Origin of the sequence: Pantoea sp. F_5 (genome assembly GCF_008631595.1) — a bacterium.
Lineage (GTDB): Bacteria > Pseudomonadota > Gammaproteobacteria > Enterobacterales > Enterobacteriaceae > Pantoea > Pantoea gossypiicola.
Map to the genome: position 1 here is coordinate 277,919 of NZ_VWUO01000004.1, position 24,282 is coordinate 302,200.

Below are 24,282 nucleotides of genomic sequence, written 5' to 3' on the forward strand. Positions count from 1 at the left end.
CCGTTAACTAGTACACAAGTTCACACGTAACGGGTATTTAATCATGGCTGTTGTAATCACGCATTTAAACGGTTGGCGCGATGTTCCCGATAACGGGCGACAGGATCGTGCACACGTTGCGTAACCGCTGTGCTAATACCTGAGCCCGCCACCGAGCGGGCTTTTTTTTGAGCGAAATTCAGAGAAATCATCATGCCAAATGCGAAACCTACAGTGAAGTTGATTACCGGCACCGCGCCTTACCGCGAAGATCCGGCCGCAGTGTTTCACCAGCTGTGCGGCGCACGTCCGGCAACCCTGCTGCTCGAATCTGCGGATATTGACAGCAAGCGCAATTTAAAAAGTCTGCTGATTGTAGACAGTGCGCTGCGTATCAGCGCCATGGGCAACACGGTTACCGTTCAGGCGCTGTCAGAAAATGGCCGTGCCGTTCTGCCGCTGCTGGATGAGGCCCTGCCTGCTTCCGTCAGCAATCAGGTCCGTCCCGATGGACGTGAGCTGACTTTTCCGCAGAGCACCGATCCGCATCAGGACGAAGATTCACGTCTCAAAGCACTCTCGGTGTTTGATGCACTGCGACTGATTCCCCAACTGGTTAATGCCTCTGCCGACGAGCGTGAAGCCGTGCTGCTGGGTGGCCTGTTTGCCTATGACCTGGTGGCTGGTTTTGAAACCCTGCCGGAACTGGATAATCAGCAACGCTGTCCTGACTACTGTTTTTACCTGGCAGAGACATTACTGGTGATCGATCATCAGACCCGCAGCGCGCGTCTGCAGGCCAGCCTGTTCTGCCCGTCCACCAGCGAGTTCCAGCGTCTGCAGCGCCGTATTGAGCAACTGCACGGTCAGATGCTGCAGCCAGCACCTGCACTGCCGGTACAAAAGGTCGAACAGATGACGCTGACCACCAGCCAGAGCGATGAAGAGTATTGTGACGTGGTTCGCACCATGCAACAGGCGATTCGCATCGGTGAAATTTTCCAGGTCGTACCCTCACGCCGCTTCTCGCTGCCGTGCCCGTCACCGCTGGCTGCTTATGACACGCTGAAAAACAGCAATCCCAGCCCCTATATGTTCTTTATGCAGGATCAGGAGTTCTCGCTGTTTGGCGCGTCGCCAGAGAGTTCATTGAAGTATGACGCCACCTCGCGTCAGATTGAGATCTACCCGATTGCCGGTACCCGCCCGCGCGGCCGCCATGCTGATGGTTCCCTGGACCGCGACCTTGACAGCCGCATTGAGCTTGAGATGCGCACCGACCATAAAGAGCTGGCTGAACATCTGATGCTGGTCGATCTGGCGCGTAACGATCTGGCGCGCATCTGCGTGCCAGGCAGCCGTTACGTGGCAGACCTGACTAAGGTAGACCGTTACTCCTTCGTCATGCATCTGGTCTCCCGCGTTGTGGGCACGCTGCGTGACGACCTTGACGTGCTGCATGCCTATCGCGCCTGTATGAACATGGGCACCCTGAGCGGTGCGCCGAAGGTGCGTGCCATGCAGCTGATAGCCGGGGCGGAACGCACCCGCCGCGGCAGCTACGGCGGTGCGGTGGGCTACTTCACGGCTCACGGCGATCTCGATACCTGCATCGTGATCCGTTCGGCCTACGTTGAAGAAGGCGTGGCCACCGTCCAGGCGGGCGCCGGTGTGGTGCTGGACTCCAATCCGCAGGCTGAAGCGGATGAGAGCCGTAATAAAGCCCGTGCCGTTCTGCGTGCTATCGCGACTGCCCATCACTGCAAGGAGATCTTCTGATGGCCGATATTTTGCTGCTCGATAACATCGACTCTTTTACCTACAACCTGGTTGATCAGCTGCGGGCCTTTGGTCACAACGTGGTGATCTACCGCAATAACCTGCCCGCTGAATTGTTAATTGCTCAGCTGGAACGTATGGAAGATCCGGTGCTGATGCTGTCACCGGGTCCCGGCGCACCAAAAGATGCCGGTTGTATGCCGGAGCTGCTGCGGGTGCTGCGCGGACGTCTGCCGATTATCGGCATCTGCCTGGGTCATCAGGCCATTGTGGAAGCCTATGGTGGCCATGTGGGTCAGGCGGGCGAGATCCTGCACGGCAAAGCCTCTTCTATCGTCCATGACGGCGAGGCGATGTTTGCCGGCCTGAGTAATCCCCTGCCGGTGGCGCGCTATCACTCGCTGGTGGGCAGCAACACGCCGGATGAGCTGACGGTTAACGCCAGTTTTAACGGGATGGTAATGGCGGTTCGTCATGAAACCGATCGCGTCTGCGGGTTTCAGTTCCATCCGGAATCGATTTTGACTTCTCAGGGCGCGCGCCTGCTTGAGCAGACGCTGGCCTGGGCGCTGGCGAAGTAACAGGGAGAATAACGATGCAACAGACACTGGAAAAACTTTACCAGGCGCAGACGCTGAATCAGGCTGAGAGTCATCAGCTGTTCAGCGCCATCATTACCGGACAGCTGGAGCCCACGCAGCTCGCCGCTGCACTTGTCGCTATGAAAGTGCGCGGTGAAACCCCGGAAGAGATCGCCGGGGCCGCGACGGCGCTGCTGGAAGATGCGAAACCTTTTCCCCGCCCGGATTACGCTTTTGCCGACATCGTTGGCACCGGCGGCGATGGCAGTAACAGCATTAATATCTCGACGGCCAGCGCCTTTGTTGCCGCCACCTGCGGTCTGAAAGTGGCGAAGCACGGCAACCGCAGCGTCTCCAGTAAGTCAGGCTCGTCTGACCTGCTGGCCGCTTTTGGTATCAATCTTGATATGCCCGCTGACCGGGCGCGTCAGGCGCTGGACGATCTTAACGTCTGCTTCCTGTTTGCGCCGCAGTATCACACTGGCTTTCGCCACGCGATGCCAGTGCGCCAGCAGCTGAAGACCCGCACGCTGTTCAACGTGTTAGGCCCATTAATTAACCCGGCGCGCCCGCCACTGGCAGTGATTGGCGTCTACAGCCCGGAACTGGTGCTGCCGATTGCGCAGACCCTGAAAGTGCTGGGTTATCAGCGTGCAGCGGTGGTTCACGGTGGCGGTATGGATGAAGTCGCACTGCACGACGTGACGCACGTGGCTGAGCTGCGTGAAGGCGAAATCACCCGCTATCAGCTCTCGCCCGAAGACTTTGGTTTTGGCTTCCATCCCAAAGAGGCGCTGGCGGGCGGTACGCCGGAAGAAAATCGTGACATTCTGACGGCTTTACTCCAGGGTAATGGCCAGCAGGCCCATGAGGAAGCGGTCGCCGTTAACGTGGCGATGCTGCTTAAGGTATTCGGTCAGGAAGATCTGCGTGAAAACGCTCAGCAGGCGCTTAACGCCATTCGCAGCGGGCAGGCTTATGAACGCGTCGTCGCACTGGCAGCAAGAGGATAATCATGAAAGGCACCGTGTTAGAAAAAATTGTTCAGGACAAAGCGATTTGGGTTGAAGCCCGTCAGCAGCAGCAGCCTCTCTCCACCTTTCAGAACAGCATTGAACCTGCCAGCCGTCATTTCTACGACGCGCTGCAGGGTGCAAGAACCGCGTTTATCCTGGAGTGTAAAAAGGCGTCCCCCTCAAAAGGTGTAATTCGCGAAGATTTCGATCCAGCCGCCATTGCCGGGATCTACCGCCACTATGCTTCTGCGGTGTCTGTGCTGACCGATGAGAAATATTTTCAGGGCGACTTCGCCTTTTTGCCCATTGTCAGCGCCGCCATTACTCAGCCGGTGCTGTGCAAAGATTTTATCATCGACCCCTATCAGATCTACCTGGCACGTTACTACCAGGCGGATGCCATTTTGCTGATGCTGTCGGTGCTGGATGATGAGCAGTATCGTCAGCTGGCCGCCGTGGCGCATAGCCTGAAGATGGGCATTCTGACTGAAGTGAGTAATGAAGAGGAACTGGAGCGAGCTATCGCGCTTCAGGCAAAAGTGGTGGGGATTAACAATCGCGATCTGCGCGATCTCTCTATCGATCTCAACCGTACCCGTCAGCTGGCACCACGCCTGTCACACGGTGTCACCGTGATCAGCGAATCGGGCATAAACAGCTACGCTGATATTCGTGAGCTGAGCCACTTTGCCAACGGCTTCCTGATTGGCTCTGCCCTGATGGAAGAAGCTGACCTGACCAGTGCGGTGCGTCGGGTTACGCTAGGCAGCAATAAAGTGTGTGGCCTGACCCGTGCTGAAGACGCCCGTGCCGCGTATGAAGCCGGTGCAATCTATGGCGGTCTGATCTTCGCGGAAGGGTCACCACGTCAGATTGATACCGCCGCCGCACAACATGTGATCGCCGCCGCGCCGCTGCGTTACGTCGGGGTGTTCCGCAACAACTCCGTCAGTGACGTTGTCACGCAGGCCAGCGCGCTCTCCCTATCAGCAGTGCAGCTTCATGGCATTGAAACGCCGGAATTTGTGGCAGAACTGCGTGCTTCACTGCCAGCCGAGATTCAAATCTGGAAGGCGCTGCGCATTGAAGGTGCCCTGCCGGCACGCGACTGGCCACACGTCGACCGCTATGTGTTTGATAATGGTGATGGCGGAACCGGACAGCGTTTCGACTGGTCGCTGTTACAGGGTCAGACCCTGGACAATGTGCTGCTGGCCGGTGGCCTCGGTGCGGACAACTGTGTTGAAGCCGCGCAGCTCGGCTGTGCCGGACTTGACTTCAACTCTGGCGTGGAAAGCGCGCCCGGTATCAAAGATGCCCGTAAAATTGCCGCCGTGTTCCAGACACTGCGCGCGTACTGATTTGCCTGGCCTGCCCGACGGCGGGCCTGAGAAAGGAAGAGAAAAGATGACGTTACTGAATCCCTACTTTGGCGAATTTGGCGGAATGTATGTTCCGCAGATCCTGATGCCTGCCCTGCGCCAGCTCGAAGAGGCGTTTGTCGATGCGCAGAAAGATCCTGCCTTCCAGGAAGAGTTTACCGAACTGCTGAAAAACTATGCGGGGCGTCCGACCGCGCTGACGCTGTGCAAAAACCTGACCAAAGGCACAAAAACGCGCCTCTACCTTAAGCGTGAAGATCTGCTGCACGGCGGTGCGCACAAAACTAACCAGGTGCTGGGTCAGGCACTGCTGGCTAAGCGCATGGGTAAAAATGAAATTATCGCCGAGACCGGTGCCGGTCAGCATGGTGTGGCCTCTGCGCTGGCCTGTGCGCTGCTGGGCATGAAATGCCGTATTTATATGGGTGCGAAAGATGTGGAGCGTCAGTCGCCTAACGTCTTCCGTATGCGACTGATGGGCGCGGAGGTGATCCCGGTTCACAGCGGCTCTGCCACGCTGAAAGATGCCTGTAACGAGGCGCTTCGCGACTGGTCTGGCAGCTATGAAACGGCGCACTACATGCTTGGCACCGCCGCGGGCCCGCACCCCTTCCCGACTATCGTGCGTGAGTTCCAGCGCATGATCGGTGAAGAGACCAAAAAGCAGATTCTGGAAAGAGAAGGCCGTCTGCCCGATGCGATCCTCGCCTGCGTAGGCGGCGGTTCAAATGCCATCGGGATGTTTGCTGACTTTATCGATGAGACCAGCGTGAAGCTGATTGGCGTTGAGCCTGCAGGTCACGGCATTGAAACCGGCGAGCATGGCGCACCGCTCAAACATGGTCGCGTCGGCATCTACTTCGGTATGAAATCGCCGATGATGCAGACCCACGATGGCCAGATCGAGGAATCTTACTCCATCTCTGCCGGTCTCGACTTCCCATCGGTCGGTCCGCAGCATGCGCACCTGAACAGCATTGGTCGCGCAGAATATGTCTCCATTACCGATAACGAAGCGATGGATGCCTTTAAACAGCTCTGCCGGGCGGAAGGGATTATTCCGGCCCTCGAGTCCTCTCACGCGCTGGCGCACGCCCTGAAGATGATTCACGCTGAGCCGGAAAAAGAGCAGTTGATCGTAGTCAACCTCTCTGGCCGCGGCGACAAAGATATTTTCACCGTTCATGACATTCTGACAGCGCAGGGAGAAATCTGATGGAACGTTACAATCAACTGTTTACCCGGCTGTCAGCGAATAACGAAGGTGCTTTCGTTCCTTTCGTTACGCTGGGCGATCCCTCTCCGGAGCTTTCACTGCGCGTGATTGACGCGCTGGTGGAAGGTGGCGCGGATGCGCTGGAGCTGGGAATTCCCTTCTCCGATCCCCTGGCGGATGGCCCGACCATCCAGAACGCGACGCTGCGCGCCTTTGCGTCGGGTACCAACACCAGCCAGTGTTTTGAAATGCTGGCGACTATCCGCCGTAAATACCCGGATATGCCGATTGGCTTATTGATGTACGCGAACCTGGTCTTCACTAACGGCGTGGATGAGTTCTATGCCCGTTGCGCAGAAGCCGGTGTGGATTCGGTGCTGGTCGCGGATGTGCCGGTTGAAGAATCTGCGCCCTTCCGTCAGGCGGCGCTGCGTCATGGCATAGCCCCTATCTTTATCTGTCCGCCTAACGCCAGCGATGAGCTGCTGCGTGAGATCGCATCGCACGGACGGGGTTACACCTATCTGTTGTCACGCGCGGGTGTGACCGGTGCTGAGAACCGTGCCAGCCTGCCGCTGAAGCATCTGATCGACAAGCTGCGTGAATACCACGCCGCGCCGCCGCTGCAGGGCTTTGGTATTTCAGAACCTGAACAGGTGAAGGAGGCGATCGCTGCCGGTGCAGCGGGCGCTATCTCCGGCTCTGCGATTGTCAGAATCATTGAAAAACACCATGCAGAGCCTGAAGTGATGCTGAGTGAACTGAAGAATTTTGTCAGCCGCCTCAAGGCCGCCAGCCGTTAATCCTGCCACCATGCCTTATCACGCGATAAGGCATGATTTGTTTCCTTTTTTTTCATTCCGCTATTTGCCCTTTTTGCAAAATCTGCACCACAATGACAATGCGCCGTTACGGTAACGTCGCATCCATTTTGTGACAGGGAGTGAAAGCAATGAAATTCGTTAAACTGCTGACAGGTGCTGTACTGGCGGGCGTGGTTGCGCTGACACTGAGCGCCTGTGCGCCAACCGCAACCAAAGAGGGAACCGGTGGCTATATTGATGACACCGTGGTGACCACAAAAGTAAAAGGTGAACTGCTGAAAGATGACTCGCTGAAATCGACTGAAATCAACGTAGAAACCTTTAAAGGTAAAGTTCAGCTGAGCGGTTTTGTTTCATCACCACAGATGGCGAATCGTGCCGTTCAGGTTACGCGCAGCGTGCCGGGCGTAAAATCAGTCGTCAACAATATGCAGATCAAATAACGTCTTAACAGACAAAAAAGGCCGCTGATTCAGCGGCCTTTTTCTCATCAGAACCGGTAACCCGCCCCGAAGAAGAACACCCATGGATCGATACGCATATTGATGTTCTGCTGTTCGCCAGCGGCTTTGAACTTCACTTCCGTATCAATATCCATGTACCACACCGACGCATTCAGCATCCAGTCGCGGTTAATCTGGTAATCCAGACCGACCTGGCCCGCCACCCCCCAGGAATCCTTGACGCTGAGATCGGTCAGGCCTGCATCGCGACCGGTCTGGTTGAAATCGGCGTCATAAAAAGTGGTGTAATTGATACCCACGCCAACGTAAGGGCGCGCTTTGCTTTTACTGTCGAAGAAGTAGTACTGCGCCATCAGCGTCGGCGGTAACTGGCGTACGGTAGCCAGCGTACCGGTCGGGCCAAGGCCCACTTTGTGACGGAAAGGCGTGGCGGCCAGTAACTCAACACCAATATTATCTGTTGCCATGTACGTGAAGGTCAGGCCCAGCTGCGTGTCGTTAGTGGCGCTGAACTCGCCCATTCCTAACACATTATCGGAACCCTCGGTGGGCCGGACGGTGGCGCTGCCGGCACGCATAAAGAAGTCGCCTGCTTCGTGGGCCATCGCCAGTTGAGGCAGTGCCAGGGCCAGCAGCATCGCGCATTTTGCCAGTTTCATTATCACTCCTTTGCTTAATGTTAATGTCGCGAACGGAATCGCTTTTTTTGCTGGCAATTATTTAACGTGATTTACAGAAAATTGCACTCAGTAGCCCTGATATAAATTACTTAAAAAACAATGAATTGATTTAGATCAATTTCAGCGCTTTCATCAGGACGCAAATAGCGCTTGCTGAATAATTTCGCCCGCTCTATTTTGCTTATCTTCATTGTTGATTTTGGTTCGATGCCCTGGGAGGGGCGGGTGATCAAATGAGTGAGCTCTCTAACCCTTGTGTCAGCTGTGGTGCCTGCTGCGCCCATTTCCGCGTCTCATTTTACTGGGCTGAAGCCGACGATGCGGGCGGTCTGGTCCCTACTGAATTAACTGAGCCGTTAAGCCTGTTAATGCGCAACATGCGGGGTACGAACGATCGTGCGCCCCGCTGCGTCGCCCTGCAGGGCGACATTGGCGGCTGTGTTTCCTGTGGCATTTATGAACAACGACCGACGCCCTGTCGGGAGTTTTCAATGTCGGGTGAAGCGGGTATCCATAACGAAGCCTGCGACCGTGCCCGCGCGCGTTACGGCCTTCCTCCCCTTTTTGCGCCCTCTTTACCTCATATTACAGAAAGTTATGCCCTGCCGGGTGCCCCGGAGCTGCCAGAACATGTACAATCGCCGGGTTAATTAACCCGGTTCCTCCAAGGAGTGTACATGTCTATCACGGCAAGTTCGTTATACCGTGACACAGGAAATTTCGCGCGCCATCAACTGACTACGGTGCTATTGATGTCGCTGCTGGCCGCGTTCGTCACCGTCATGCTGGTGCATGTGCTGACGCCTGGCACCGATCAGATGGCCATTCTGCAGCAGGGTGATGACAGCGCCAGTTCGCTGTTTGAGATGGTGCAGAATATGTCACCGGAACAGCAACAGGTACTGTTGCGCGCCTCAGCGGCCAGCACTTTTGCCGCGCTGATGGGGAATACCCTGCTGCTTGGCGGTATGCTCTATCTGATCCCGATGGTCTCTTCCGGCCAGCGTGTCAGTGCCTTGCGGGCCATTGGTGCTTCAGCGCCGCTGTTGCCAAAGCTGCTGCTGCTCACCTTCCTGATGACGCTGGTCGTGCAGCTGGGCTTTATGGTGCTGGTCGTGCCGGGCATTCTGCTGACGATCCTGCTATCGCTGGCACCGGTGATGGTGGCGAGTGAGAAGATGGGTGTCTTTGCCGCCATGCGCGCCAGCATGCGGATGGCGTGGAAGAATGTCAGGCTGATCGCCCCGGCAATTCTGCTCTGGCTGCTGGCTAAAGTCATTGTGATGCTCTTCTTCTCATCGCTGACGGTCTTACCCCTCAATGTTTCGTCGGTAATTTTTACCGCGGCAGGCAATGTGGTTTCAGCCATGTTGATTATCTATCTCTATCGGCTCTATATGCTTTTACGTTGATTGGCGATGTGCCCCCGGGCACATTCGCAGCCAACTATGAATGGAAAAACTATGAAGCAGCTACTCGACTTTCTTCCCCTGGTGGTCTTTTTCATCTTCTATAAGCTGTATGACATTTTTGTCGCCTCGGGCGCACTGATTGTGGCCACCGGCCTGGCCCTGGTTGTCAGCTGGGTGCTCTATCGCAAGCTGGAAAAGATGACGATTTTCACCTTTGTGCTGGTGGCCGTCTTTGGCACCCTGACGCTGGTGTTCCACAACGATGAGTTCATTAAGTGGAAAGTCACGGTGATCTACAGCCTGTTTGCCGCCGCCCTGCTTTACAGCCAGTGGTTTATGCAACAGACGCTGATTCAGCGCATGCTGGGTAAAGAGCTGCAGTTGCCTGACGCGGTCTGGCGTCGGCTGAACATCGCCTGGGCGCTGTTCTTTCTTATCTGCGGTCTGGTAAACATCTATGTCGCCTTTTGGTTATCTCAGGCGTTTTGGGTTAACTTTAAAGTGTTCGGTCTCTCCGGCCTGACCTTACTGTTTACCCTGCTCAGCGGGCTTTATATCTGGCGTCAGATGCCGCAGCAGGAACAAAAATAATCATCTGCCCGGTACGCCGGGCATTTTTTTAGCATTCATCTGCATAAGAAGTGGAAGCAATGAGCGAAAAACATAAATTGCCGCAAGGCGAAATGGTGCTGCGTACGCTCGCCATGCCGGCAGATACCAACGCCAATGGTGATATTTTTGGTGGCTGGCTGATGTCACAGATGGATATGGGCGGCGCTATCCTGGCGAAAGAGATCGCTGAAGGGCGCGTTGTTACCGTGCGCGTCGACGGCATGTCATTTATGAAGCCTGTCGCGGTGGGTGACGTGGTGAGCTGTCATGCGAGCTGTCTACGAACCGGCAACAGCTCCATGACGATTAATGTGGAAGTGTGGATTAAAAAAGTATCGTCTGAGCCAATCGGGCAGACCTACTGTGCTACAGAGGCGGTCTTTATCTATGTGGCGGTCGACAATGAGGGTAATTCACGTCCTCTGCCAGCCGGCCGCGCCAATCAGCAGCCTGCCGGATAAGTAACGGGTCAGGCGGCTTCTGCCTGACCCGACGCCTTATTCAATGCTGGCACCACCATTAATTTTAAACACGATATTCATGGTAAGGCCCTGTCCTGGCTGTCCGCTCTGATAACGCCATTTTTTCATCGCCTGCTTTACTTCCCGCTCAAACATATTGCGCGGTTCAGCAGAGAGGATCTGGATGTTATCCACCCGCCCGTCGCTGTCCACATCAAACTTCACCCTTACACGCCCTTCTACCCGTAATGCAAAAGCACGTTGAGGATAGCCAGGCTTACTCACGCTCAGTGCCTTAGGACCGTTTGATGCCGACGCGGTGGGGGCAGGCGTTGCTTTCGGTGCCGTCGCGGGTTTGTTCTGAGTGGCCGGGGCCGCCTGCTTAAACGGGCTGGCCTCAGGTTTGCTCTCCTGACGCGGCTTCACCTCGCGTTTTGGCTGCTCCCGTTTATGTTCCGGCTTTGGTTTAGGTTTGGGCTTTGGTTCAGGTTTCGGAATGGGTACCGGCTCGGCTTTTGGCGGTTCCGGCACTGGCTCCGGCTCAGGCTGTGGTTCAGGTTGTGGCGCAGGCGGCTCTGCGATAGCCGGTGCAGGCTCGGGCTGGACTTCAGGCGCGACCATGGTAACGCTGATGGGCTGCGATGCTTTGGGTACCTCAATCACCTGCTGGAACGAAGCATAAAGAATTCCGGCAATCACGACTCCATGCAGAGCAACAGACAACAACATAGAGACAGGCGTGCGTTTAGGTAATGGCATAGTCAGCGTGGTCATAACAGTCGCAGTGATTGAATAGAGCAGCGATTTTAAATGCAAATAGCAATCAGTTTCAATAACTCCCGCCATCCGGCCTGAAGAAAAGCGCTTTTTAGCCCTTTATGCTGAGCCATTAGCCGCCCACAGGTTTCGTTTGCACTCTAATCTTCAATCCCTTAACGTGTTGCAAAATTCTGATAACCAGGAGTTCCTTAGTGCTTTACGTCATTTATGCAGAAGATACTGCAAAGTCGCTGGAAAAACGTAACGCCGTGCGCCCTGCCCACCTGGCGCGGCTCAAACTGCTGCAGGAAGAGGGACGTCTGATCATCGCAGGCCCAATGCCTGCTGTGGATAGCAACGATCCTGGCGTGGCGGGCTTCACCGGCTCAACCGTTATTGCTGAGTTTCCGTCATTAGAAGCCGCGCAGTCCTGGGCGCAGGATGATCCTTACTTTGCGGCGGGTGTCTATAAACAGGTCTCGGTTAAGCCCTTTAAACGCGTCTTCTGATAACGTATCTGCAGTCAAAATGGCTTCTGTGCCCTGGCACAGAAGCCATTTTTGTTTTAAATATTCAGAGAGGAAAGATGCAGATAATCATACTGGGGCTACTGGCAATTATCGCTTTGCTGATTGGCGGTGCGCTATACCTCTGGCGAACAAAGGGCTGGCGTAGCAAAAAGCAGTGGATTGTGATGCTGATCGTGCTGGCGGCAGCACTGCAGCTGGTGAATGTTACGCTGATGATGACGTCACAACGTCTTTAACGTTGGTTATACATGACAGCTTATTGCGATAGCAGCTTAAACAGACTCTGCGAAAACAGCGCCTTCATACTGCATGACTCTTCTGCCCGGACGGCTGAACGTGACGATCACTGTATAACCGTTGACAGCTTATTCATGGCTAAGCGGGCCTGCATTCTCAGTTAACCCGCTTTGATTTCCCGTCACTCACTGGCATAGTTGCGTTGAATTAACCCCTGTCCAGAATCAGACCGATCAGCGCATGATAGTGCTGCTCTTCTTCCGGGCTGGTGACATGCTGTAAACGGCTGATCAGCTTTGAGCAAATCGCTTTACGATTCAGGCTACGGCCAGAAGCGATAATTTCCGTCACTACAGACCCCAGAATGGCCTGCTGTGAAGGCTGTGCAGCACTGTGTAAATAAGCGGAGATGTCAGATACTGAAGCGGGAATACGAACGTTAGTCTGCATGGTTGGCCCTCATAGGATTCATTAAAAGTTAGTAACCGATACGGTAAAGTTATACAACAACCCCTTAACTGTACAGATATTTAACTCAAAATTTTGCCCCGCCTGCTGATTAAATGAATAAATCATTATAGAACATCGACTTGCAATAATGTAAAGTTGTACAGGTTTAACGTCAACGGCTGTACACATCTTAAATTACACCTTGAGATAGCCTGTTTAGCTTTAAAAAATGATCTCTGTGTCATTTTTTTAGACGTCGGGAGGAATTATCTGACAGAGCTGTCTACATTTAGATTTTGTGAGTTAAACCTCTGAATGGAAGCACAGCGGAATCGCGGGCAAATTATGAATAAAACGTATCCCGGCCAGGCACTTACTCTTCTCGACCCACTCTTATCCCGGATTGCGGCGATTATTGATCCGAAAATCGAAGTCATGAGTGGTTACCCTGCAAACTGCTCTGCGTGGCTGACCCTCTATTACCAGCGTAAATCGGGAAAGTGGTCTTACGAATGGTACGATCGGACGGGATATCGCAGACCGACGGCGCTGGGCAGCACGATGGAGTGCCTCATGCGCGAAGTCAGTGACCGGGGTGCGTCGCGTCAGGAGCATGCTATGGCGCGACAAGTCATGGCAGAATCGGGATTTTTTGAAGCCTGAACAGGGCGGCTCTCTATATAACCTAAACTAACTGCGTAATAAACAGGATCGAGCGACGTTGCTGCTGTGCCAGTTGATGGCGAATGCAATGGATACGCTTGTAACGCCGCGACTGCCCTTCCAGCCAGCGGGAGCGGCGGCGATGCACCTGACGTAACATTCTCCAGCGCGCCACTTCATTTCTGCTTCGTTTCATCACTTCCTCTCTGACTTCATACATTCAACACCTGTGCGTGGGCATTATAGAGATCTCCGTCGTAATGCCAAATCAGATCTCTCATCGAGACAAAGGGTTTCGTTAGCGATGATCTGCACGTAAACTTGCCAGACGAAAGCGCGAACGGGATGTCCACTTTATGACCACTTTTTATACCCTGATCAGCTGGTTGCTGGTATTTGGTTACTGGCTGCTGATTGCCGGGGTCACGCTACGCGTGCTGATGAAGCGGCGGGCCGTGACGTCCGCGATGGCCTGGCTGCTGGTTATCTATATTCTGCCGCTGGTGGGTATTGTCGCTTATCTTTCGTTTGGCGAACTGCATCTGGGTAAACGTCGTGCGGAGCGTGCCCGCACCATGTGGCCGTCGACCGCCCGCTGGCTCAATGATCTTAAACAGTGCCGTGAAATTTTTGCCACCGAGCACAGCGATGTCGCCCGTTCACTGTTTGAGCTTTGCTACCATCGTCAGGGCATTGCCGGGGTCAAGGGCAACCAGCTCCAGCTGCTCACCAGCGCCGACGACGTCATGCAGGCGCTGATTCGTGATATTCAGCTGGCCCGTCATAACATTGAGATGGTGTTTTACATCTGGCATCCCGGCGGGCTGGCGGATGAAGTCGCCGAATCGCTGATGGCTGCATCACGCCGTGGCGTCCATTGCCGACTGCTGCTCGACTCCGCAGGCAGCGTCAACTTTTTCCGTAGCCCGTGGGTCGGCATGATGCGCAATGCCGGTATCGACGTCGTGGAGGCCTTACAGGTCAGCCTGCTGCGCGTCTTCCTGCGACGGATGGATTTGCGTCAGCATCGCAAAATCGTCCTGATTGATAATTACATTGCCTATACCGGCAGCATGAACCTGGTGGATCCGCGATTCTTTAAACAGAGCGCAGGTGTGGGCCAGTGGATTGACCTGATGGCGCGAATGGAAGGTCCGGTCGCCACCGCGATGGGCATTGTATTCAGCTGTGACTGGGAGATTGAGACCGGTAAACGCATACTTCCACCACCGCCCGATCGCAACATCATGCCGTTTGAGCAGGAGAGCGGCCACACCGTGCAGGTGATCGCCTCTGGTCCTGGCTTTCCGGAAGATATGATCCATCAGGCGCTGCTGACCGCGGTTTATTCAGCGCGTGAACAGTTGATTATGACCACGCCCTACTTAGTGCCCAGCGACGATCTGCTGCATGCTATCTGTACGGCGGCGCAGCGTGGCGTCAGTGTCAGCGTGATTGTGCCGCGCCACAATGACTCACTGCTGGTCGGCTGGGCCAGCCGCTCCTTTTTCAGCGAACTGCTGGAAGCGGGCGTGAAAATCTATCAGTTTGAAGATGGTCTGTTGCACACCAAAAGCGTGCTGGTCGACGGACAGCTGAGTCTGGTGGGAACCGTTAACCTCGACATGCGCAGTTTATGGCTGAATTTTGAAGTGACACTGGTGGTGGATGATGCAGGATTTGGCAGCGATCTTGCCTGTGTGCAGGATGACTACATTGCCCGCTCCCGCCTGCTGGATAGCAAACGCTGGGCAAAACGTGCCTGGTGGCAGCGCATCGTCGAACGACTGTTTTACTTCTTCAGCCCTTTACTGTAAAACGAGCCAGATTGTGTAAATGGCCGCAGGCCGACAGGACAGACTATGGATTTGAATAATCGCCTTACCGAAGATGAAACGCTGGAGCAGGCCTACGATATTTTTCTCGAGCTGGCCGTCGACAACCTCGATCCGGCAGACGTCATTCTCTTCAATCTGCAGTTCGAAGAGCGCGGTGGCGCAGAGCTGTTTGATCCCTCTGAAGACTGGAAAGATCATGTCGATTTCGATCTGAACCCGGACTTTTTCGCCGAGGTGGTTATCGGGCTGGGTGAAGCGGATGGTGAGCCGATCACGGATGTCTTTGCCCGCGTGCTGCTGTGCCGAGAGAAAGATCACAAGCTCTGTCATATCCTGTGGCGCGAGTAAGCATCAGATAATAAAACGCCGGGCACGTGCCCGGCGTTTTGCTTTATAGCGGATCGACCTTCAGGCAGGAGACCGCATGGTGGAAACTGCCTTCCAGCAGCGGCCGGGTTTTCGCACACTCCGGGCCGGCAATCGGACAGCGGGTGCGGAACACGCAGCCTGACGGCGGATTAATCGGCGACGGCAACTCCCCTTCCAGCAGCTGAATCTGCTTGTTCTTTTCCAGATCAGGATCGGGAATCGGCACGGCAGACATCAGCGCACGGGTGTAAGGATGCTGCGGATTGCTGTAGACCTCGCTGTAGGTGCCCAGCTCCACCGCATGCCCCAGATACATGACCAGCACCCGATCAGAGATATGTTTCACCACCGCCAGATCGTGGGCAATAAAGATTAGCGACAGCCCCATCTCACGCTGTAACTGCTGCAGCAGGTTCACCACCTGCGCCTGAATCGACACATCCAGCGCCGAGACCGGTTCATCGCAGATGATCAGTTTCGGCTCCAGAATCAGTGCACGGGCGATACCGATACGCTGACACTGACCGCCCGAAAACTCATGCGGGTAGCGGTTAATCAGGTTGGGCAGCAGCCCCACTTTCATCATCATATTTTTGACGCGGTCTTTCACTTCCTGACGCGCCATTTTCGGATGATAGGTGCGCAGTGGCTCGGCGATGATATCGCCGATGGTCATACGCGGGTTCAGCGACGCCAGCGGATCCTGGAAAATCATCTGGATATCGCTGCGCGCCTTGCGCCACTCCTCTTCACTCTGACCGAGCAGATCGCGGCCTAACCAGGCCACCCGACCTTCCGTGGCTTTAACCAGACCAATAATGGCGCGCGCCAGGGTCGATTTGCCGCAGCCAGACTCGCCTACCACGCCCAGCGTTTCTCCCTCATAAAGGCGCAGGCTGACGCCATCCACTGCCTTCAGGGTTTTTGACGGCTGCCAGAACCACTGCTTGCCATCTTTGATATCGAAATGAACTTTGAGGTCGGCGATTTCCAGTAACACTTTTTTTTCAGCTACGGTGCTCATACTAACTCCTCCACCGGCTTAAAGCAGGCACGCAGACGGCCATCGCCAAACGGCTCCAGCGGCGGAGCCTGGGTGCAGATATCCATCGCATGCGGACAACGCGGCTGGAACGGACAGCCCTGCGGCAGACGCAGCAGATTGGGTGGATTGCCCGGAATGGTGGTCAGGCTCTCGCCCTCCGCATCCAGGCGCGGCACGGCATTGAGCAGACCGATTGAGTAAGGATGCGCAGGCTGATAAAAAACATCGCGGGCGCGGCCATACTCCATGGTGCGTCCGGCATACATCACCAGCACCTTGTCGCAGATCCCGGCCACCACGCCGAGATCGTGAGTGATCATGATAATGGCGGTGTTGAATTCACGCTTCAGATCGTTGAGCAGCGTCATAATCTGCGCCTGTACCGTCACATCCAGTGCCGTGGTCGGTTCATCGGCAATCAGCAGTTTTGGCCGGCACAGCAGCGCCATGGCAATCATTACGCGCTGACGCATCCCGCCGGAGAACTCGTGCGGGTACATCTTCATGCGTTTACGTGCCTCCGGCATTTTCACCGCGTCCAGCATTCTCACTGACTCTTCAAAGGCCTGGGCGCTGTTCATCCCTTTGTGCAGTTTGAGCACTTCCATCAGCTGCTCGCCTACCCGCATATAGGGGTTCAGCGAGGTCATCGGGTCCTGGAAAATCATCGCAATCTGTTCGGCGCGCAGTTTATTGAGCTGGTTCTCAGGCAAATTCAGGATCTCTTTGCCGTTGAACATCGCCGAGCCGCCAATGCGGCCATTTTTCGCCAGCAGCCCCATCAGAGCAAAGGCCGTCTGTGACTTACCGGAACCGGATTCGCCAACAATCCCCAGCGTCTCACCGGCACGCAGCGAGAAGTTCAGGTCGTTGACGGCGGTCACATCCCCATCGTGCGTGCCAAAGGTCACGCGTAAATCTTTGACCGTAAGTAGCTGTTCGCTTCCCGCGCGGGCCGCCATCGCTGGCTGGAATTCATGAATAGTCATCGGGAAACTCCTTAACGATCTTTCGGGTCGAGGGCATCACGCAGGCCATCGCCAATAAAGTTGAAACAGAACAGCGTGACCACCAGGAAGCCCGCCGGATAGAGCAGCAGCCACGGCGACACTTCCATGGAGTTAGCCCCATCGCTGAGCAGTGCGCCCCAGCTACTCAGCGGCTCCTGCGTACCCAGACCCAGGAAGCTCAGGAAGGATTCAAACAGGATCATGCTTGGTACCAGCAGTGAGGCGTACACCACGACCACACCCAGCACGTTCGGCACGATGTGGCGCAATACGATTTTCCAGGTTGATACCCCGCCGACATGGGCCGCTTCAATGAACTCTTTGCGCTTCAGGCTCAGCGTCTGGCCGCGCACAATACGCGCCATATCCAGCCACGAAACCATGCCGATAGCGGCAAAAATCAGCAGGATATTACGACCAAAGAAGGTCACCAGCAGGATGACGAAGAACATAAACGGGAAGGAGTTAAGAATTTCCAGAATACGCATCATCACCGAGTCTGTTTTGCCACCGAGATAGCCAGCAATCGAACCATAAAGTGTGCCCACGATCACCGCGATCAGCGCAGAGGCCACACCTACCATCAGGGAGATGCGGCCACCAATCGCCACGCGCACCAGCAGGTCACGACCTGATGAGTCAGTGCCGAACCAGTGGCCGGACGTGGTATCCGGCGGCGAGGACATCATGGCCCAGTCGGTATCGTCGTAAGTGAACTGCGCCAGCATCGGCGCAAAAATCACGAACAGGGTAATCACCAGCAGCACCAGCAGGCTGATTAAGGCCGCCCGGTTATGGATAAAACGACGACGCGCGTCCTGCCAGAGGCTGCGCCCTTCTACTTCCAGCTTCTCACTGAACGCATCAAGAGCTTCGCTGTTTTTCTTACTTAACATCATGGCGAACTCCGCAATCAGTAACGAATTTTTGGATCGATAACGGCATAGAGCACGTCAACAATCGCGTTGAAGATAATGGTCAGCAAACCGACCAGAATGGTCAGGCTCATCACCAGTGAGTAATCACGGTTCAGCGCACCGTTCACAAACAGCTGACCGATACCCGGCAGACCATAGATCGACTCAATGACCATCGACCCGGTGATGATGCCGACAAACGCCGGTCCCATGTAGGAGATCACCGGCAGCAATGCGGGCTTCAGCGCATGACGCAGCACAATGCGGCGCAGCGGTAAGCCTTTGGCGCGCGCGGTACGGATAAAGTTGGAGTGCATCACTTCAATCATCGACCCACGGGTGATACGCGCGATACTGGCGATATACGCCAGCGACAGCGCCACCATCGGCAGCAGCATGTAGTTCCACTGCCCGCCATTCCAGCCGCCGCCCGGTAGCCATTTCAGGCTGATGGCGAACAGCAGGACCAGCAGCGGTGCGACCACGAAACTGGGTATCACCACGCCGGTCATTGCCACCCCCATCACCGCGAAGTCCCACAACGTATTTTGTTTGAGCGCCGCGATAACGCCGGCGGTCACGCCCAGCACTATCGCCAGCAGGAACGCGGCCAGACCGAGTTTGGCAGAAACCGGGAACGCATGTGCGACCAGATAGTTGACTGAATAGTCTTTGTATTTAAACGACGGACCGAAATCGCCGTGCGCCAGCTGCACAAGGTAATCGACATACTGCTTACCAATGGGATCGTTGAGGTGGTACTTCGCCTCAATGTTGGCCATGACTTCGGGTGCCAGCGTACGCTCGCCGGTAAAGGGACTGCCAGGCGCAAGGCGCATCATAAAGAAGGAGATGGTAATCAGGACGAACAGCGTCGGTAGCGCTTCAAGCAAGCGACGCAGGATGAATTTTAACATTGCCGTACCTACCAGGCTGTTGCTTCACAACATATAAAAAATTAAAAAAGGCGGCGTCAGACGCGCCGCCACTGCTGATAGCCTGAATGCTATTAGTGTTTAATGATGTAGAAGTCTTTAGACAACGTTTTATCCAGTGGATCTTTACCGGTATAACCACCAACGTAAGGTTTCACCAGACGCGTGTTCACGTAGTAATAAACCGGTACGATGGTGCTGTCTTTATCCAGAATCTGCTCAGCTTTCTGATAGTCCACTGCGCGGGCTTTGGCATCCGGGGCTTTGATCGCGTCACGCACTACTTTGTCAAACGCATCGCTCTTGTAGTGCGATGTGTTACTGCTGCTGTTGGACACCATGGTGTTCAGGAATGAAGTCGGTTCGTTGTAGTCAGCACACCAGGCCGCACGCGACACATCGTAGTTACCCTGATGACGGGTATCCAGGAAGGTTTTCCACTCCTGGTTTTCCAGCTTGATGTTCACGCCGATATTTTTCTTCCAGATCGACGAGGCGGCAATCGCCAGCTTCTTGTGCAGATCGGAGGTGTTATACAGCAGGTTAAAAGTCAGGGGTTTGTCGGCGGTGTAGCCCGCTTCAGCCAGCAGCTTCTTCGCTTCAGCGTTACGTTTGTCCTGTGACCAAGTGAACCAGTCTGGCGGCAGAATGTCCATGCCGTCTGTAGATGGCGGCGTGTAGCTGTAGGCCGGCTTCTGGCCCTGTGCCAGAACTTTATTCACCATGATGTCACGATCCAGACCCAGCTTCAGGGCCGCGCGCACGCGAGGATCGGTGAATGGCGCTTTCTGGTTATTGATTTCGTAGTAGTAGGTGCAGAGGTAAGGATCGACGTGCAGCTCTTTAGGGTTGTCACGCTGCAGTTTTTTAAACAGCTCAATTGGCAGATTGTTGTAGGTCATGTCACTGCCGTTCTCAGAGAAGTAACGGTTAACGTCACTGACTTCAGAACTGATTGGCAGGTAGGTAACTTTGTTCAGCACGGTGTGTTCGTTGTCCCAGTAGTTCGGGTTACGTACCAGGGTGATGCGCTCGTTAATCACGTGTGCGTCCAGTTTAAAGGCACCGTTGCCGACCCAGTTCTGTGGCTGGGTCCACTGCTCGCCAAACTTCTCAATTGCCGGTTTGTAAACCGGTGACATGACGGAGTTAATCAGCAGCTTATCAAAATAGGGAACCGGCTCGCTCAGGGTAACTTCCAGCGTGTGGTCATCAATGGCTTTTACGCCCAGATCGGTAATCGGTTTTTTCCCGGCGATGATGTCATCGACGTTCAGAATATGACCATACTGCGGATAGCTGGCGTACGGTGAAGCCGTTTTAGGATCGACCAGACGCTCCCAGCTATAGACGAAGTCCTGCGCGGTAACCGGCTCGCCATTGGACCATTTGGCATTTTTACGTAAGTGGAACGTCCACACTTTGAAATCTTTGTTTTCGTAACTTTCCGCTACGCCCGGAATCGGTTTGCCGTTGCTGTCATTGACCAGCAGACCTTCATAAAGGTCGCGCGCCACGTTGTCTTCCGGCACGCCTTCAATTTTGTGCGGATCAAGCGACTGTACTTCATCGCCATTGCCGCGAACCAGCTCCTGTTTTGCGGCCAGCTCAACGCCCGCAGGCACGGTTGCTGCGAAAGCCGCATTCCCTGCCAGGGCACTTACTGCGGCGAAAACGCCCGCTGCAATCAGGCTTTTTTTCGTGATGTTGTTCATTATTACACTCCAGTTTTATTATCGTCACCGCGGCGATGCTCTGTCACGGCGTCCCCCGTCTCCGGGCTCCCTGGCCTGTTCCCAGGGAGATTGACCCCAAAATGGTCTGTACGCTGATACGTGTTCCGACTGTCTCGCCGAAGCGGCGATCAGATCAGTGTTGTTTGATGAAATAGTACTTCAGGTCTGTCATGTCCTGCGGGTCTTTGCCCGTAAAGCCGCCAACCCAGGGCTTTACCAGGCGCACACTTACGCGGTAGTAAACTGGCACAATTGGTGAGTCTTTGTCGAGTTGTGTTTCAGCCTGCTGATACAGGTCGGCGCGCTGCGCCTCGCTGCCCGCCGTCAGCGTTTCCGCCATTAAGCGATCGAAGATCGCGCTGCTGTAAAATGCGGTGTTGATTGAGGCATTGCTGATCAGCATGTTCAGGAAGGTAGAGGGCTCATTGTAATCGGCACACCAGGTGGCACGCACCACATCATACTGAGCCTGATGACGGGTCTCCAGCATGGTTTTCCACTCCTGATTCTGCAGCGTCACCTTCGCGCCCAGGTTTTTCTGCCACATTGACGCGGCTGCAATCGCCTGCCGCTTATTTTGATCAGAGGTGTTATAGAGCAGCGTAAAGGTCAGCGGATGACTGGCATCAAAGCCCGCCTCTGCCAGCAGCTTTTTCGCCGCCTCATTACGCTGCGCCTGTGTCCAGGTGAACCATTCTGGTGGGGATAGCTTAATACCGGCCGTGAACGGTGGCGTTAGGCTATAGGCCGGAATCTGCCCCTGAGCCATGATCTTATTGGCAATCACCTCGCGATCGAGGGTCATTTTCAGCGCGGCGCGTACCCGTGCATCGGTAAACGGCGCTTTTTTGTTGTTGATTTCGTAGTAGAAGGTGCAAAGCAGCGGACTCACTTTTACTTCATCACCCAGCTCTTTGCGCAGCTTGCCAAACATCTCTGGCGGAACAGCACTGTTAGTGATATCCGTGCCGCCACTGCGATAGCGATTAATGTCACTGTTTTCAGAAGCGATCGGCAGGAAGGTCCCCTGCTCAATCACCGTATGCGCATTGTCCCAGTAGTGGGGATTACGCTTCACGACGATTTTTTCATTCACCACCCAGTCGTTCAGTGTATAGGCACCGTTACCGATATAGTGATCGGGACGGGTCCAGGCGTCGCCCCACTGCTTAATGGCTGGCGCATAAACTGGCTTCATTGCCGTATGCGCTAACATCGCCACCAGGTAAGGCACCGGCTCACTCAGGGTTATCTGCAGCCGATGTGCATCCAGCGCTTTGACGCCCAGCTCATCGGGTGACGCTTTACCGGCAAGGATAGCATCAATACTGGCAAAATGGGCTGCCTGCAGATAGCTGGAATAAGGCGATGCCGTTTTCGGGTCCACCAGCCGACGCCAGCTATAAACGAAATCGGCGGCGGTCACTGGTTCGCCATTGCTCCACTTTGCATCATCACGCAGAGTAAAAATCCAGACCGTGGGTTGTGGATTCTCCCAGCTTTTGGCGACGCCCGGCACGACCTGACCGCGGTTATCGGTGTTAACCAGCCCATCCAGCAGGTTGTGAATAACATTAGATTCCGGCACGCCTTCGGTTTTATGTGGATCCAGCGAAGAGACTTCGCTTCCGTTGTTGATCACTATTTGCTGTTGCGCGGCCAGTGTCGTTCCCGGCGGAACCGTAGCGGCATAGGCTGGAGAAAAAGCCGTGAACAAAAAGAGTGCGATTACTGACCGCTGTTGTTGCAAGTTTTCCATCCCAATCATGCGAAACGCCAACCTTTAATTAAGTATCCCGATAGGCTTAAGCAAAAAGCGTTCTCACTTTGGGCTTACGGAGAAAAAAATCGCGTTGGGCCAAAAATTATCAGAAGCCGCGAAGGGGTGCCAAAGCAAAATAGCTAAAATGTTAACTAATTCTCTTTTATCATGAGATGTCAGGCAGCGAAAGTGTTAATTTTCGTCCTGAAAATATTATATCGATATGAAAAATAAACTGTTTAGCTGGAAACCTGTTTCCGGGCCGGTATGCAGCCACAAAAAGCGTCTTATTCGGTATTTGTATTGATATAAACGGCATCGGCGTGATGAAATTCAGGCTGAGCACTGTAAACCGGGGGGTTTATAGGGTTGGGTGGAGATCAGGCAGCAGATTATCGTGTGAAAATCGTGACATTATTTTGCAAAAAAAAGTCTGTGAGCAAACCCACAGTAACGGAATTTATAATCGTCTGTTTATATTAAGCAGGATGAATAACTGCATTATTATGGTGCAATAAAATGCTTTACTGCACCATTTCAGGTCACCAATTCACTTCGCCGCATGAAATAAGTGAGTTTTAGTTCAGTAAGCCGGGGAAAATCGACTTCAAACCGGTCACAACAAATTCAATTCCCAGCGCCATCAGTAGCAGCCCCATAATTCGGGTAATCACGTTAATACCGGTCTGGCCAAGCATGCGCACCATTAACGGCGCGGCGCGGAACAACAGCCAGCAGCAGAAAGCAAAAATAGCAATTGCCAGCGTGAATCCCAGCAGATTTATCCAGCTGTGGTAGCGGGTACTCCAGACGATGGTTGAGCTGATGGCACCCGGGCCCGCCATCAGTGGTAATGCCAGCGGCACAACCCCCACGCTTTCACGAATCGCCGTTTCTGACTTCTCCTGCTTGTTCTGCTTATCCTCGCCCAGCTTGCCGCTGATCATCGACATGGCAATGGTGACGACCAGAATTCCGCCCGCAATACGGAACGAGTCAATCGAAATGCCAAACACACGCAAAATCGCATCGCCGAGGAAAAGTGACGTCCAGAGAATAATGGCAACGGCCAGAGTAGCCGTAAGGTTGGTTTTGTTACGCTCAACTACCCCCTGATAACGGGTCATGCTGATGAACACCGGAATAATGCCTACCGGATTGACCAGCGCAAAGAGCCCGACAAAAAATTTTATATAGCCTGATAGATCTAAAAGCGCTGGATTCACGACTCTACTCCGTACCACAGGGGGTAAACGCGCCTAATGTATGTGAAAACGTGCAGAGACGCCAGATGTGCACATAGGTATTTATCCTGATGAACAGTAAAGCATTTAGCGCTTTCCGCCAGAGATTAAAAAGTGGCTGGATTTAGCCACTGCCAGGAGGGCTGAGCACAGGAGCACGCGGACCTGACAGGAAAGCTCTCTAAAGGGGTGCTGAAAGGTGTCAGCTTGAACCTAAATTGATCTGCATCAAAATTGATCTACCCCAAACCAGGTAATCTTTTCTTAACGGAAGTATAAGCGTCAGCGTAAGAAACCTCGCAAACGCCAGCAGAAGACTCGTTCAGTAAACAGTTGAAAATCCGGGCTTTTCCTGTCAGCCAGTCACGTTATTTCAGCGAG

Annotated in this window: 25 protein-coding genes, 1 pseudogene and 1 other annotated feature; of the genes and pseudogenes, 15 read left to right on the plus strand and 11 right to left on the minus strand. The window is 54.4% G+C overall.

The genetic code is table 11. The annotated features are described in order from the left end of the window. Positions 1 to 67: 67 nt before the first annotated feature. Positions 68 to 169 (plus strand) — a sequence feature (Trp leader region). A gap of 23 nt (positions 170 to 192) precedes the next feature. The 6 genes and pseudogenes from F3I44_RS07930 (at position 193) to F3I44_RS07960 (ending at position 7,220) form a co-directional block, all read left to right on the plus strand. Further along, positions 193 to 1,758 carry an anthranilate synthase component 1 gene (locus F3I44_RS07930; protein ID WP_150015124.1) on the plus strand — a complete coding sequence of 522 codons (1,566 nt, stop codon included), beginning with the start codon at positions 193 to 195 and terminating at the stop codon, positions 1,756 to 1,758. Then, positions 1,758 to 3,352: pseudogene (gene trpD, locus F3I44_RS23900) on the plus strand (bifunctional anthranilate synthase glutamate amidotransferase component TrpG/anthranilate phosphoribosyltransferase TrpD). The gene F3I44_RS07930 and the pseudogene trpD overlap by 1 nt, the downstream one beginning before the upstream one ends. Before the next feature lie 2 nt (positions 3,353 to 3,354). Then, positions 3,355 to 4,716: a bifunctional indole-3-glycerol-phosphate synthase TrpC/phosphoribosylanthranilate isomerase TrpF gene (trpCF, locus tag F3I44_RS07945; protein WP_150015126.1), complete on the plus strand. Its 1,362-nt coding sequence runs from the start codon at positions 3,355 to 3,357 to the stop codon at positions 4,714 to 4,716. Between the two features lie 46 nt (positions 4,717 to 4,762). After that, on the plus strand, positions 4,763 to 5,953 hold the full coding sequence (gene trpB, locus F3I44_RS07950) for a tryptophan synthase subunit beta (protein WP_150015127.1): 1,191 nt from the start codon (positions 4,763 to 4,765) through the stop codon (positions 5,951 to 5,953). Then, positions 5,953 to 6,756, plus strand: coding sequence for a tryptophan synthase subunit alpha (gene trpA, locus F3I44_RS07955; protein WP_150015128.1), 804 nt, complete (start codon positions 5,953 to 5,955; stop codon positions 6,754 to 6,756). Before trpB ends, trpA begins: the two co-directional genes overlap by 1 nt. Positions 6,757 to 6,905: 149 nt before the next feature. Beyond that, complete coding sequence (locus F3I44_RS07960) at positions 6,906 to 7,220, plus strand: BON domain-containing protein (protein ID WP_009089937.1); 315 nt, start codon at positions 6,906 to 6,908, stop codon at positions 7,218 to 7,220. A gap of 47 nt (positions 7,221 to 7,267) precedes the next feature. Here the strand turns inward: F3I44_RS07960 and ompW are convergent, their stop codons facing one another. Further along, complete coding sequence (ompW, locus tag F3I44_RS07965) at positions 7,268 to 7,957, minus strand: outer membrane protein OmpW (protein WP_223811659.1); 690 nt, start codon at positions 7,955 to 7,957, stop codon at positions 7,268 to 7,270. Between the two features lie 197 nt (positions 7,958 to 8,154). Here ompW and F3I44_RS07970 point away from each other — a divergent pair, with 197 nt between their 5' ends. From F3I44_RS07970 to yciA, 4 genes are read left to right on the plus strand one after another with little or no spacing between them, the layout of a single operon-like run. Next, positions 8,155 to 8,571 carry a YkgJ family cysteine cluster protein gene (locus F3I44_RS07970; protein ID WP_150015129.1) on the plus strand — a complete coding sequence of 139 codons (417 nt, stop codon included), beginning with the start codon at positions 8,155 to 8,157 and terminating at the stop codon, positions 8,569 to 8,571. 27 nt (positions 8,572 to 8,598) lie between these two features. Further along, positions 8,599 to 9,333 carry a YciC family protein gene (locus F3I44_RS07975; RefSeq protein WP_150015130.1) on the plus strand — a complete coding sequence of 245 codons (735 nt, stop codon included), beginning with the start codon at positions 8,599 to 8,601 and terminating at the stop codon, positions 9,331 to 9,333. A 51-nt stretch (positions 9,334 to 9,384) separates the two neighbouring features. Beyond that, positions 9,385 to 9,924: a septation protein A gene (locus tag F3I44_RS07980; protein ID WP_111140053.1), complete on the plus strand. Its 540-nt coding sequence runs from the start codon at positions 9,385 to 9,387 to the stop codon at positions 9,922 to 9,924. Between the two features lie 59 nt (positions 9,925 to 9,983). Further along, positions 9,984 to 10,406: an acyl-CoA thioester hydrolase YciA gene (yciA, locus tag F3I44_RS07985; RefSeq protein WP_013358032.1), complete on the plus strand. Its 423-nt coding sequence runs from the start codon at positions 9,984 to 9,986 to the stop codon at positions 10,404 to 10,406. A gap of 36 nt (positions 10,407 to 10,442) precedes the next feature. On the opposite strand, the gene tonB is transcribed toward yciA, so the two are convergent. Then, the gene (gene tonB / locus F3I44_RS07990; protein WP_150015131.1) at positions 10,443 to 11,180 is read right to left on the minus strand and encodes a TonB system transport protein TonB; all 738 of its coding nucleotides are present in this window, start codon (positions 11,178 to 11,180) and stop codon (positions 10,443 to 10,445) included. A gap of 197 nt (positions 11,181 to 11,377) precedes the next feature. On the opposite strand from tonB, the gene F3I44_RS07995 reads away from it, so the two are divergent. Further along, positions 11,378 to 11,674, plus strand: coding sequence for a YciI family protein (locus tag F3I44_RS07995; protein WP_150015132.1), 297 nt, complete (start codon positions 11,378 to 11,380; stop codon positions 11,672 to 11,674). Positions 11,675 to 11,751: 77 nt separating this feature from the next. Beyond that, positions 11,752 to 11,931 (plus strand): hypothetical protein, encoded by a 180-nt coding sequence (locus tag F3I44_RS08000; protein ID WP_150015133.1) that lies wholly within the window; start codon positions 11,752 to 11,754, stop codon positions 11,929 to 11,931. A gap of 208 nt (positions 11,932 to 12,139) precedes the next feature. Here the strand turns inward: F3I44_RS08000 and ycgZ are convergent, their stop codons facing one another. Continuing rightward, a complete protein-coding gene (gene ycgZ, locus F3I44_RS08005; RefSeq protein WP_033732828.1) occupies positions 12,140 to 12,382 on the minus strand; it encodes a regulatory protein YcgZ in 243 nt (80 codons plus the stop codon). A 345-nt stretch (positions 12,383 to 12,727) separates the two neighbouring features. Here ycgZ and F3I44_RS08010 point away from each other — a divergent pair, with 345 nt between their 5' ends. Next, complete coding sequence (locus F3I44_RS08010) at positions 12,728 to 13,045, plus strand: hypothetical protein (RefSeq protein WP_150015134.1); 318 nt, start codon at positions 12,728 to 12,730, stop codon at positions 13,043 to 13,045. A gap of 22 nt (positions 13,046 to 13,067) precedes the next feature. Here the strand turns inward: F3I44_RS08010 and F3I44_RS08015 are convergent, their stop codons facing one another. Further along, positions 13,068 to 13,241, minus strand: coding sequence for a YciY family protein (locus tag F3I44_RS08015; RefSeq protein WP_095707117.1), 174 nt, complete (start codon positions 13,239 to 13,241; stop codon positions 13,068 to 13,070). A gap of 160 nt (positions 13,242 to 13,401) precedes the next feature. Here F3I44_RS08015 and cls point away from each other — a divergent pair, with 160 nt between their 5' ends. Beyond that, positions 13,402 to 14,862 carry a cardiolipin synthase gene (cls, locus tag F3I44_RS08020; protein ID WP_150015135.1) on the plus strand — a complete coding sequence of 487 codons (1,461 nt, stop codon included), beginning with the start codon at positions 13,402 to 13,404 and terminating at the stop codon, positions 14,860 to 14,862. 45 nt (positions 14,863 to 14,907) lie between these two features. Further along, on the plus strand, positions 14,908 to 15,231 hold the full coding sequence (locus tag F3I44_RS08025; RefSeq protein WP_003853921.1) for an HI1450 family dsDNA-mimic protein: 324 nt from the start codon (positions 14,908 to 14,910) through the stop codon (positions 15,229 to 15,231). Between the two features lie 43 nt (positions 15,232 to 15,274). On the opposite strand, the gene oppF is transcribed toward F3I44_RS08025, so the two are convergent. From oppF to F3I44_RS08060, 7 genes are all read right to left on the minus strand, one after another. Next, positions 15,275 to 16,276, minus strand: a complete 1,002-nt coding sequence (gene oppF, locus F3I44_RS08030) for a murein tripeptide/oligopeptide ABC transporter ATP binding protein OppF (protein WP_150015136.1) — start codon at positions 16,274 to 16,276, stop codon at positions 15,275 to 15,277. Continuing rightward, positions 16,273 to 17,286 carry an ABC transporter ATP-binding protein gene (locus tag F3I44_RS08035; RefSeq protein WP_033732831.1) on the minus strand — a complete coding sequence of 338 codons (1,014 nt, stop codon included), beginning with the start codon at positions 17,284 to 17,286 and terminating at the stop codon, positions 16,273 to 16,275. The genes oppF and F3I44_RS08035 overlap by 4 nt, the downstream gene beginning before the upstream one ends. An 11-nt stretch (positions 17,287 to 17,297) precedes the next feature. Next, positions 17,298 to 18,206, minus strand: coding sequence for an oligopeptide ABC transporter permease OppC (oppC, locus tag F3I44_RS08040; protein WP_150015137.1), 909 nt, complete (start codon positions 18,204 to 18,206; stop codon positions 17,298 to 17,300). 14 nt (positions 18,207 to 18,220) lie between these two features. Then, on the minus strand, positions 18,221 to 19,141 hold the full coding sequence (gene oppB / locus F3I44_RS08045; protein ID WP_061062598.1) for an oligopeptide ABC transporter permease OppB: 921 nt from the start codon (positions 19,139 to 19,141) through the stop codon (positions 18,221 to 18,223). 92 nt (positions 19,142 to 19,233) lie between these two features. Beyond that, positions 19,234 to 20,874 (minus strand): oligopeptide ABC transporter substrate-binding protein OppA, encoded by a 1,641-nt coding sequence (gene oppA / locus F3I44_RS08050; protein ID WP_150015138.1) that lies wholly within the window; start codon positions 20,872 to 20,874, stop codon positions 19,234 to 19,236. A gap of 154 nt (positions 20,875 to 21,028) precedes the next feature. Beyond that, the gene (locus tag F3I44_RS08055; RefSeq protein WP_150015139.1) at positions 21,029 to 22,654 is read right to left on the minus strand and encodes an ABC transporter substrate-binding protein; all 1,626 of its coding nucleotides are present in this window, start codon (positions 22,652 to 22,654) and stop codon (positions 21,029 to 21,031) included. A gap of 581 nt (positions 22,655 to 23,235) precedes the next feature. Further along, positions 23,236 to 23,883 carry a YchE family NAAT transporter gene (locus tag F3I44_RS08060; protein ID WP_150015140.1) on the minus strand — a complete coding sequence of 216 codons (648 nt, stop codon included), beginning with the start codon at positions 23,881 to 23,883 and terminating at the stop codon, positions 23,236 to 23,238. Positions 23,884 to 24,282 lie beyond the last annotated feature (399 nt).

What these genes read in the sequence shown, in the direction of transcription:
- oppF (WP_150015136.1), bottom strand. Translation starts at nt 16,276, where the DNA reads ATGAGCACCGTAGCTGAAAAAAAAGTGTTACTGGAAATCGCCGACCTC.
- oppA (WP_150015138.1), bottom strand. Translation starts at nt 20,874, where the DNA reads ATGAACAACATCACGAAAAAAAGCCTGATTGCAGCGGGCGTTTTCGCC.
- F3I44_RS07930 (WP_150015124.1), top strand. Translation starts at nt 193, where the DNA reads ATGCCAAATGCGAAACCTACAGTGAAGTTGATTACCGGCACCGCGCCT.
- F3I44_RS07970 (WP_150015129.1), top strand. Translation starts at nt 8,155, where the DNA reads ATGAGTGAGCTCTCTAACCCTTGTGTCAGCTGTGGTGCCTGCTGCGCC.
- trpA (WP_150015128.1), top strand. Translation starts at nt 5,953, where the DNA reads ATGGAACGTTACAATCAACTGTTTACCCGGCTGTCAGCGAATAACGAA.
- oppC (WP_150015137.1), bottom strand. Translation starts at nt 18,206, where the DNA reads ATGATGTTAAGTAAGAAAAACAGCGAAGCTCTTGATGCGTTCAGTGAG.
- F3I44_RS08055 (WP_150015139.1), bottom strand. Translation starts at nt 22,654, where the DNA reads ATGGAAAACTTGCAACAACAGCGGTCAGTAATCGCACTCTTTTTGTTC.
- cls (WP_150015135.1), top strand. Translation starts at nt 13,402, where the DNA reads ATGACCACTTTTTATACCCTGATCAGCTGGTTGCTGGTATTTGGTTAC.
- F3I44_RS08025 (WP_003853921.1), top strand. Translation starts at nt 14,908, where the DNA reads ATGGATTTGAATAATCGCCTTACCGAAGATGAAACGCTGGAGCAGGCC.
- F3I44_RS07980 (WP_111140053.1), top strand. Translation starts at nt 9,385, where the DNA reads ATGAAGCAGCTACTCGACTTTCTTCCCCTGGTGGTCTTTTTCATCTTC.
- F3I44_RS07975 (WP_150015130.1), top strand. Translation starts at nt 8,599, where the DNA reads ATGTCTATCACGGCAAGTTCGTTATACCGTGACACAGGAAATTTCGCG.
- trpCF (WP_150015126.1), top strand. Translation starts at nt 3,355, where the DNA reads ATGAAAGGCACCGTGTTAGAAAAAATTGTTCAGGACAAAGCGATTTGG.
- F3I44_RS07960 (WP_009089937.1), top strand. Translation starts at nt 6,906, where the DNA reads ATGAAATTCGTTAAACTGCTGACAGGTGCTGTACTGGCGGGCGTGGTT.
- oppB (WP_061062598.1), bottom strand. Translation starts at nt 19,141, where the DNA reads ATGTTAAAATTCATCCTGCGTCGCTTGCTTGAAGCGCTACCGACGCTG.
- yciA (WP_013358032.1), top strand. Translation starts at nt 9,984, where the DNA reads ATGAGCGAAAAACATAAATTGCCGCAAGGCGAAATGGTGCTGCGTACG.
- tonB (WP_150015131.1), bottom strand. Translation starts at nt 11,180, where the DNA reads ATGACCACGCTGACTATGCCATTACCTAAACGCACGCCTGTCTCTATG.
- trpB (WP_150015127.1), top strand. Translation starts at nt 4,763, where the DNA reads ATGACGTTACTGAATCCCTACTTTGGCGAATTTGGCGGAATGTATGTT.
- F3I44_RS08015 (WP_095707117.1), bottom strand. Translation starts at nt 13,241, where the DNA reads ATGAAACGAAGCAGAAATGAAGTGGCGCGCTGGAGAATGTTACGTCAG.
- F3I44_RS08010 (WP_150015134.1), top strand. Translation starts at nt 12,728, where the DNA reads ATGAATAAAACGTATCCCGGCCAGGCACTTACTCTTCTCGACCCACTC.
- ycgZ (WP_033732828.1), bottom strand. Translation starts at nt 12,382, where the DNA reads ATGCAGACTAACGTTCGTATTCCCGCTTCAGTATCTGACATCTCCGCT.
- F3I44_RS08000 (WP_150015133.1), top strand. Translation starts at nt 11,752, where the DNA reads ATGCAGATAATCATACTGGGGCTACTGGCAATTATCGCTTTGCTGATT.
- F3I44_RS08035 (WP_033732831.1), bottom strand. Translation starts at nt 17,286, where the DNA reads ATGACTATTCATGAATTCCAGCCAGCGATGGCGGCCCGCGCGGGAAGC.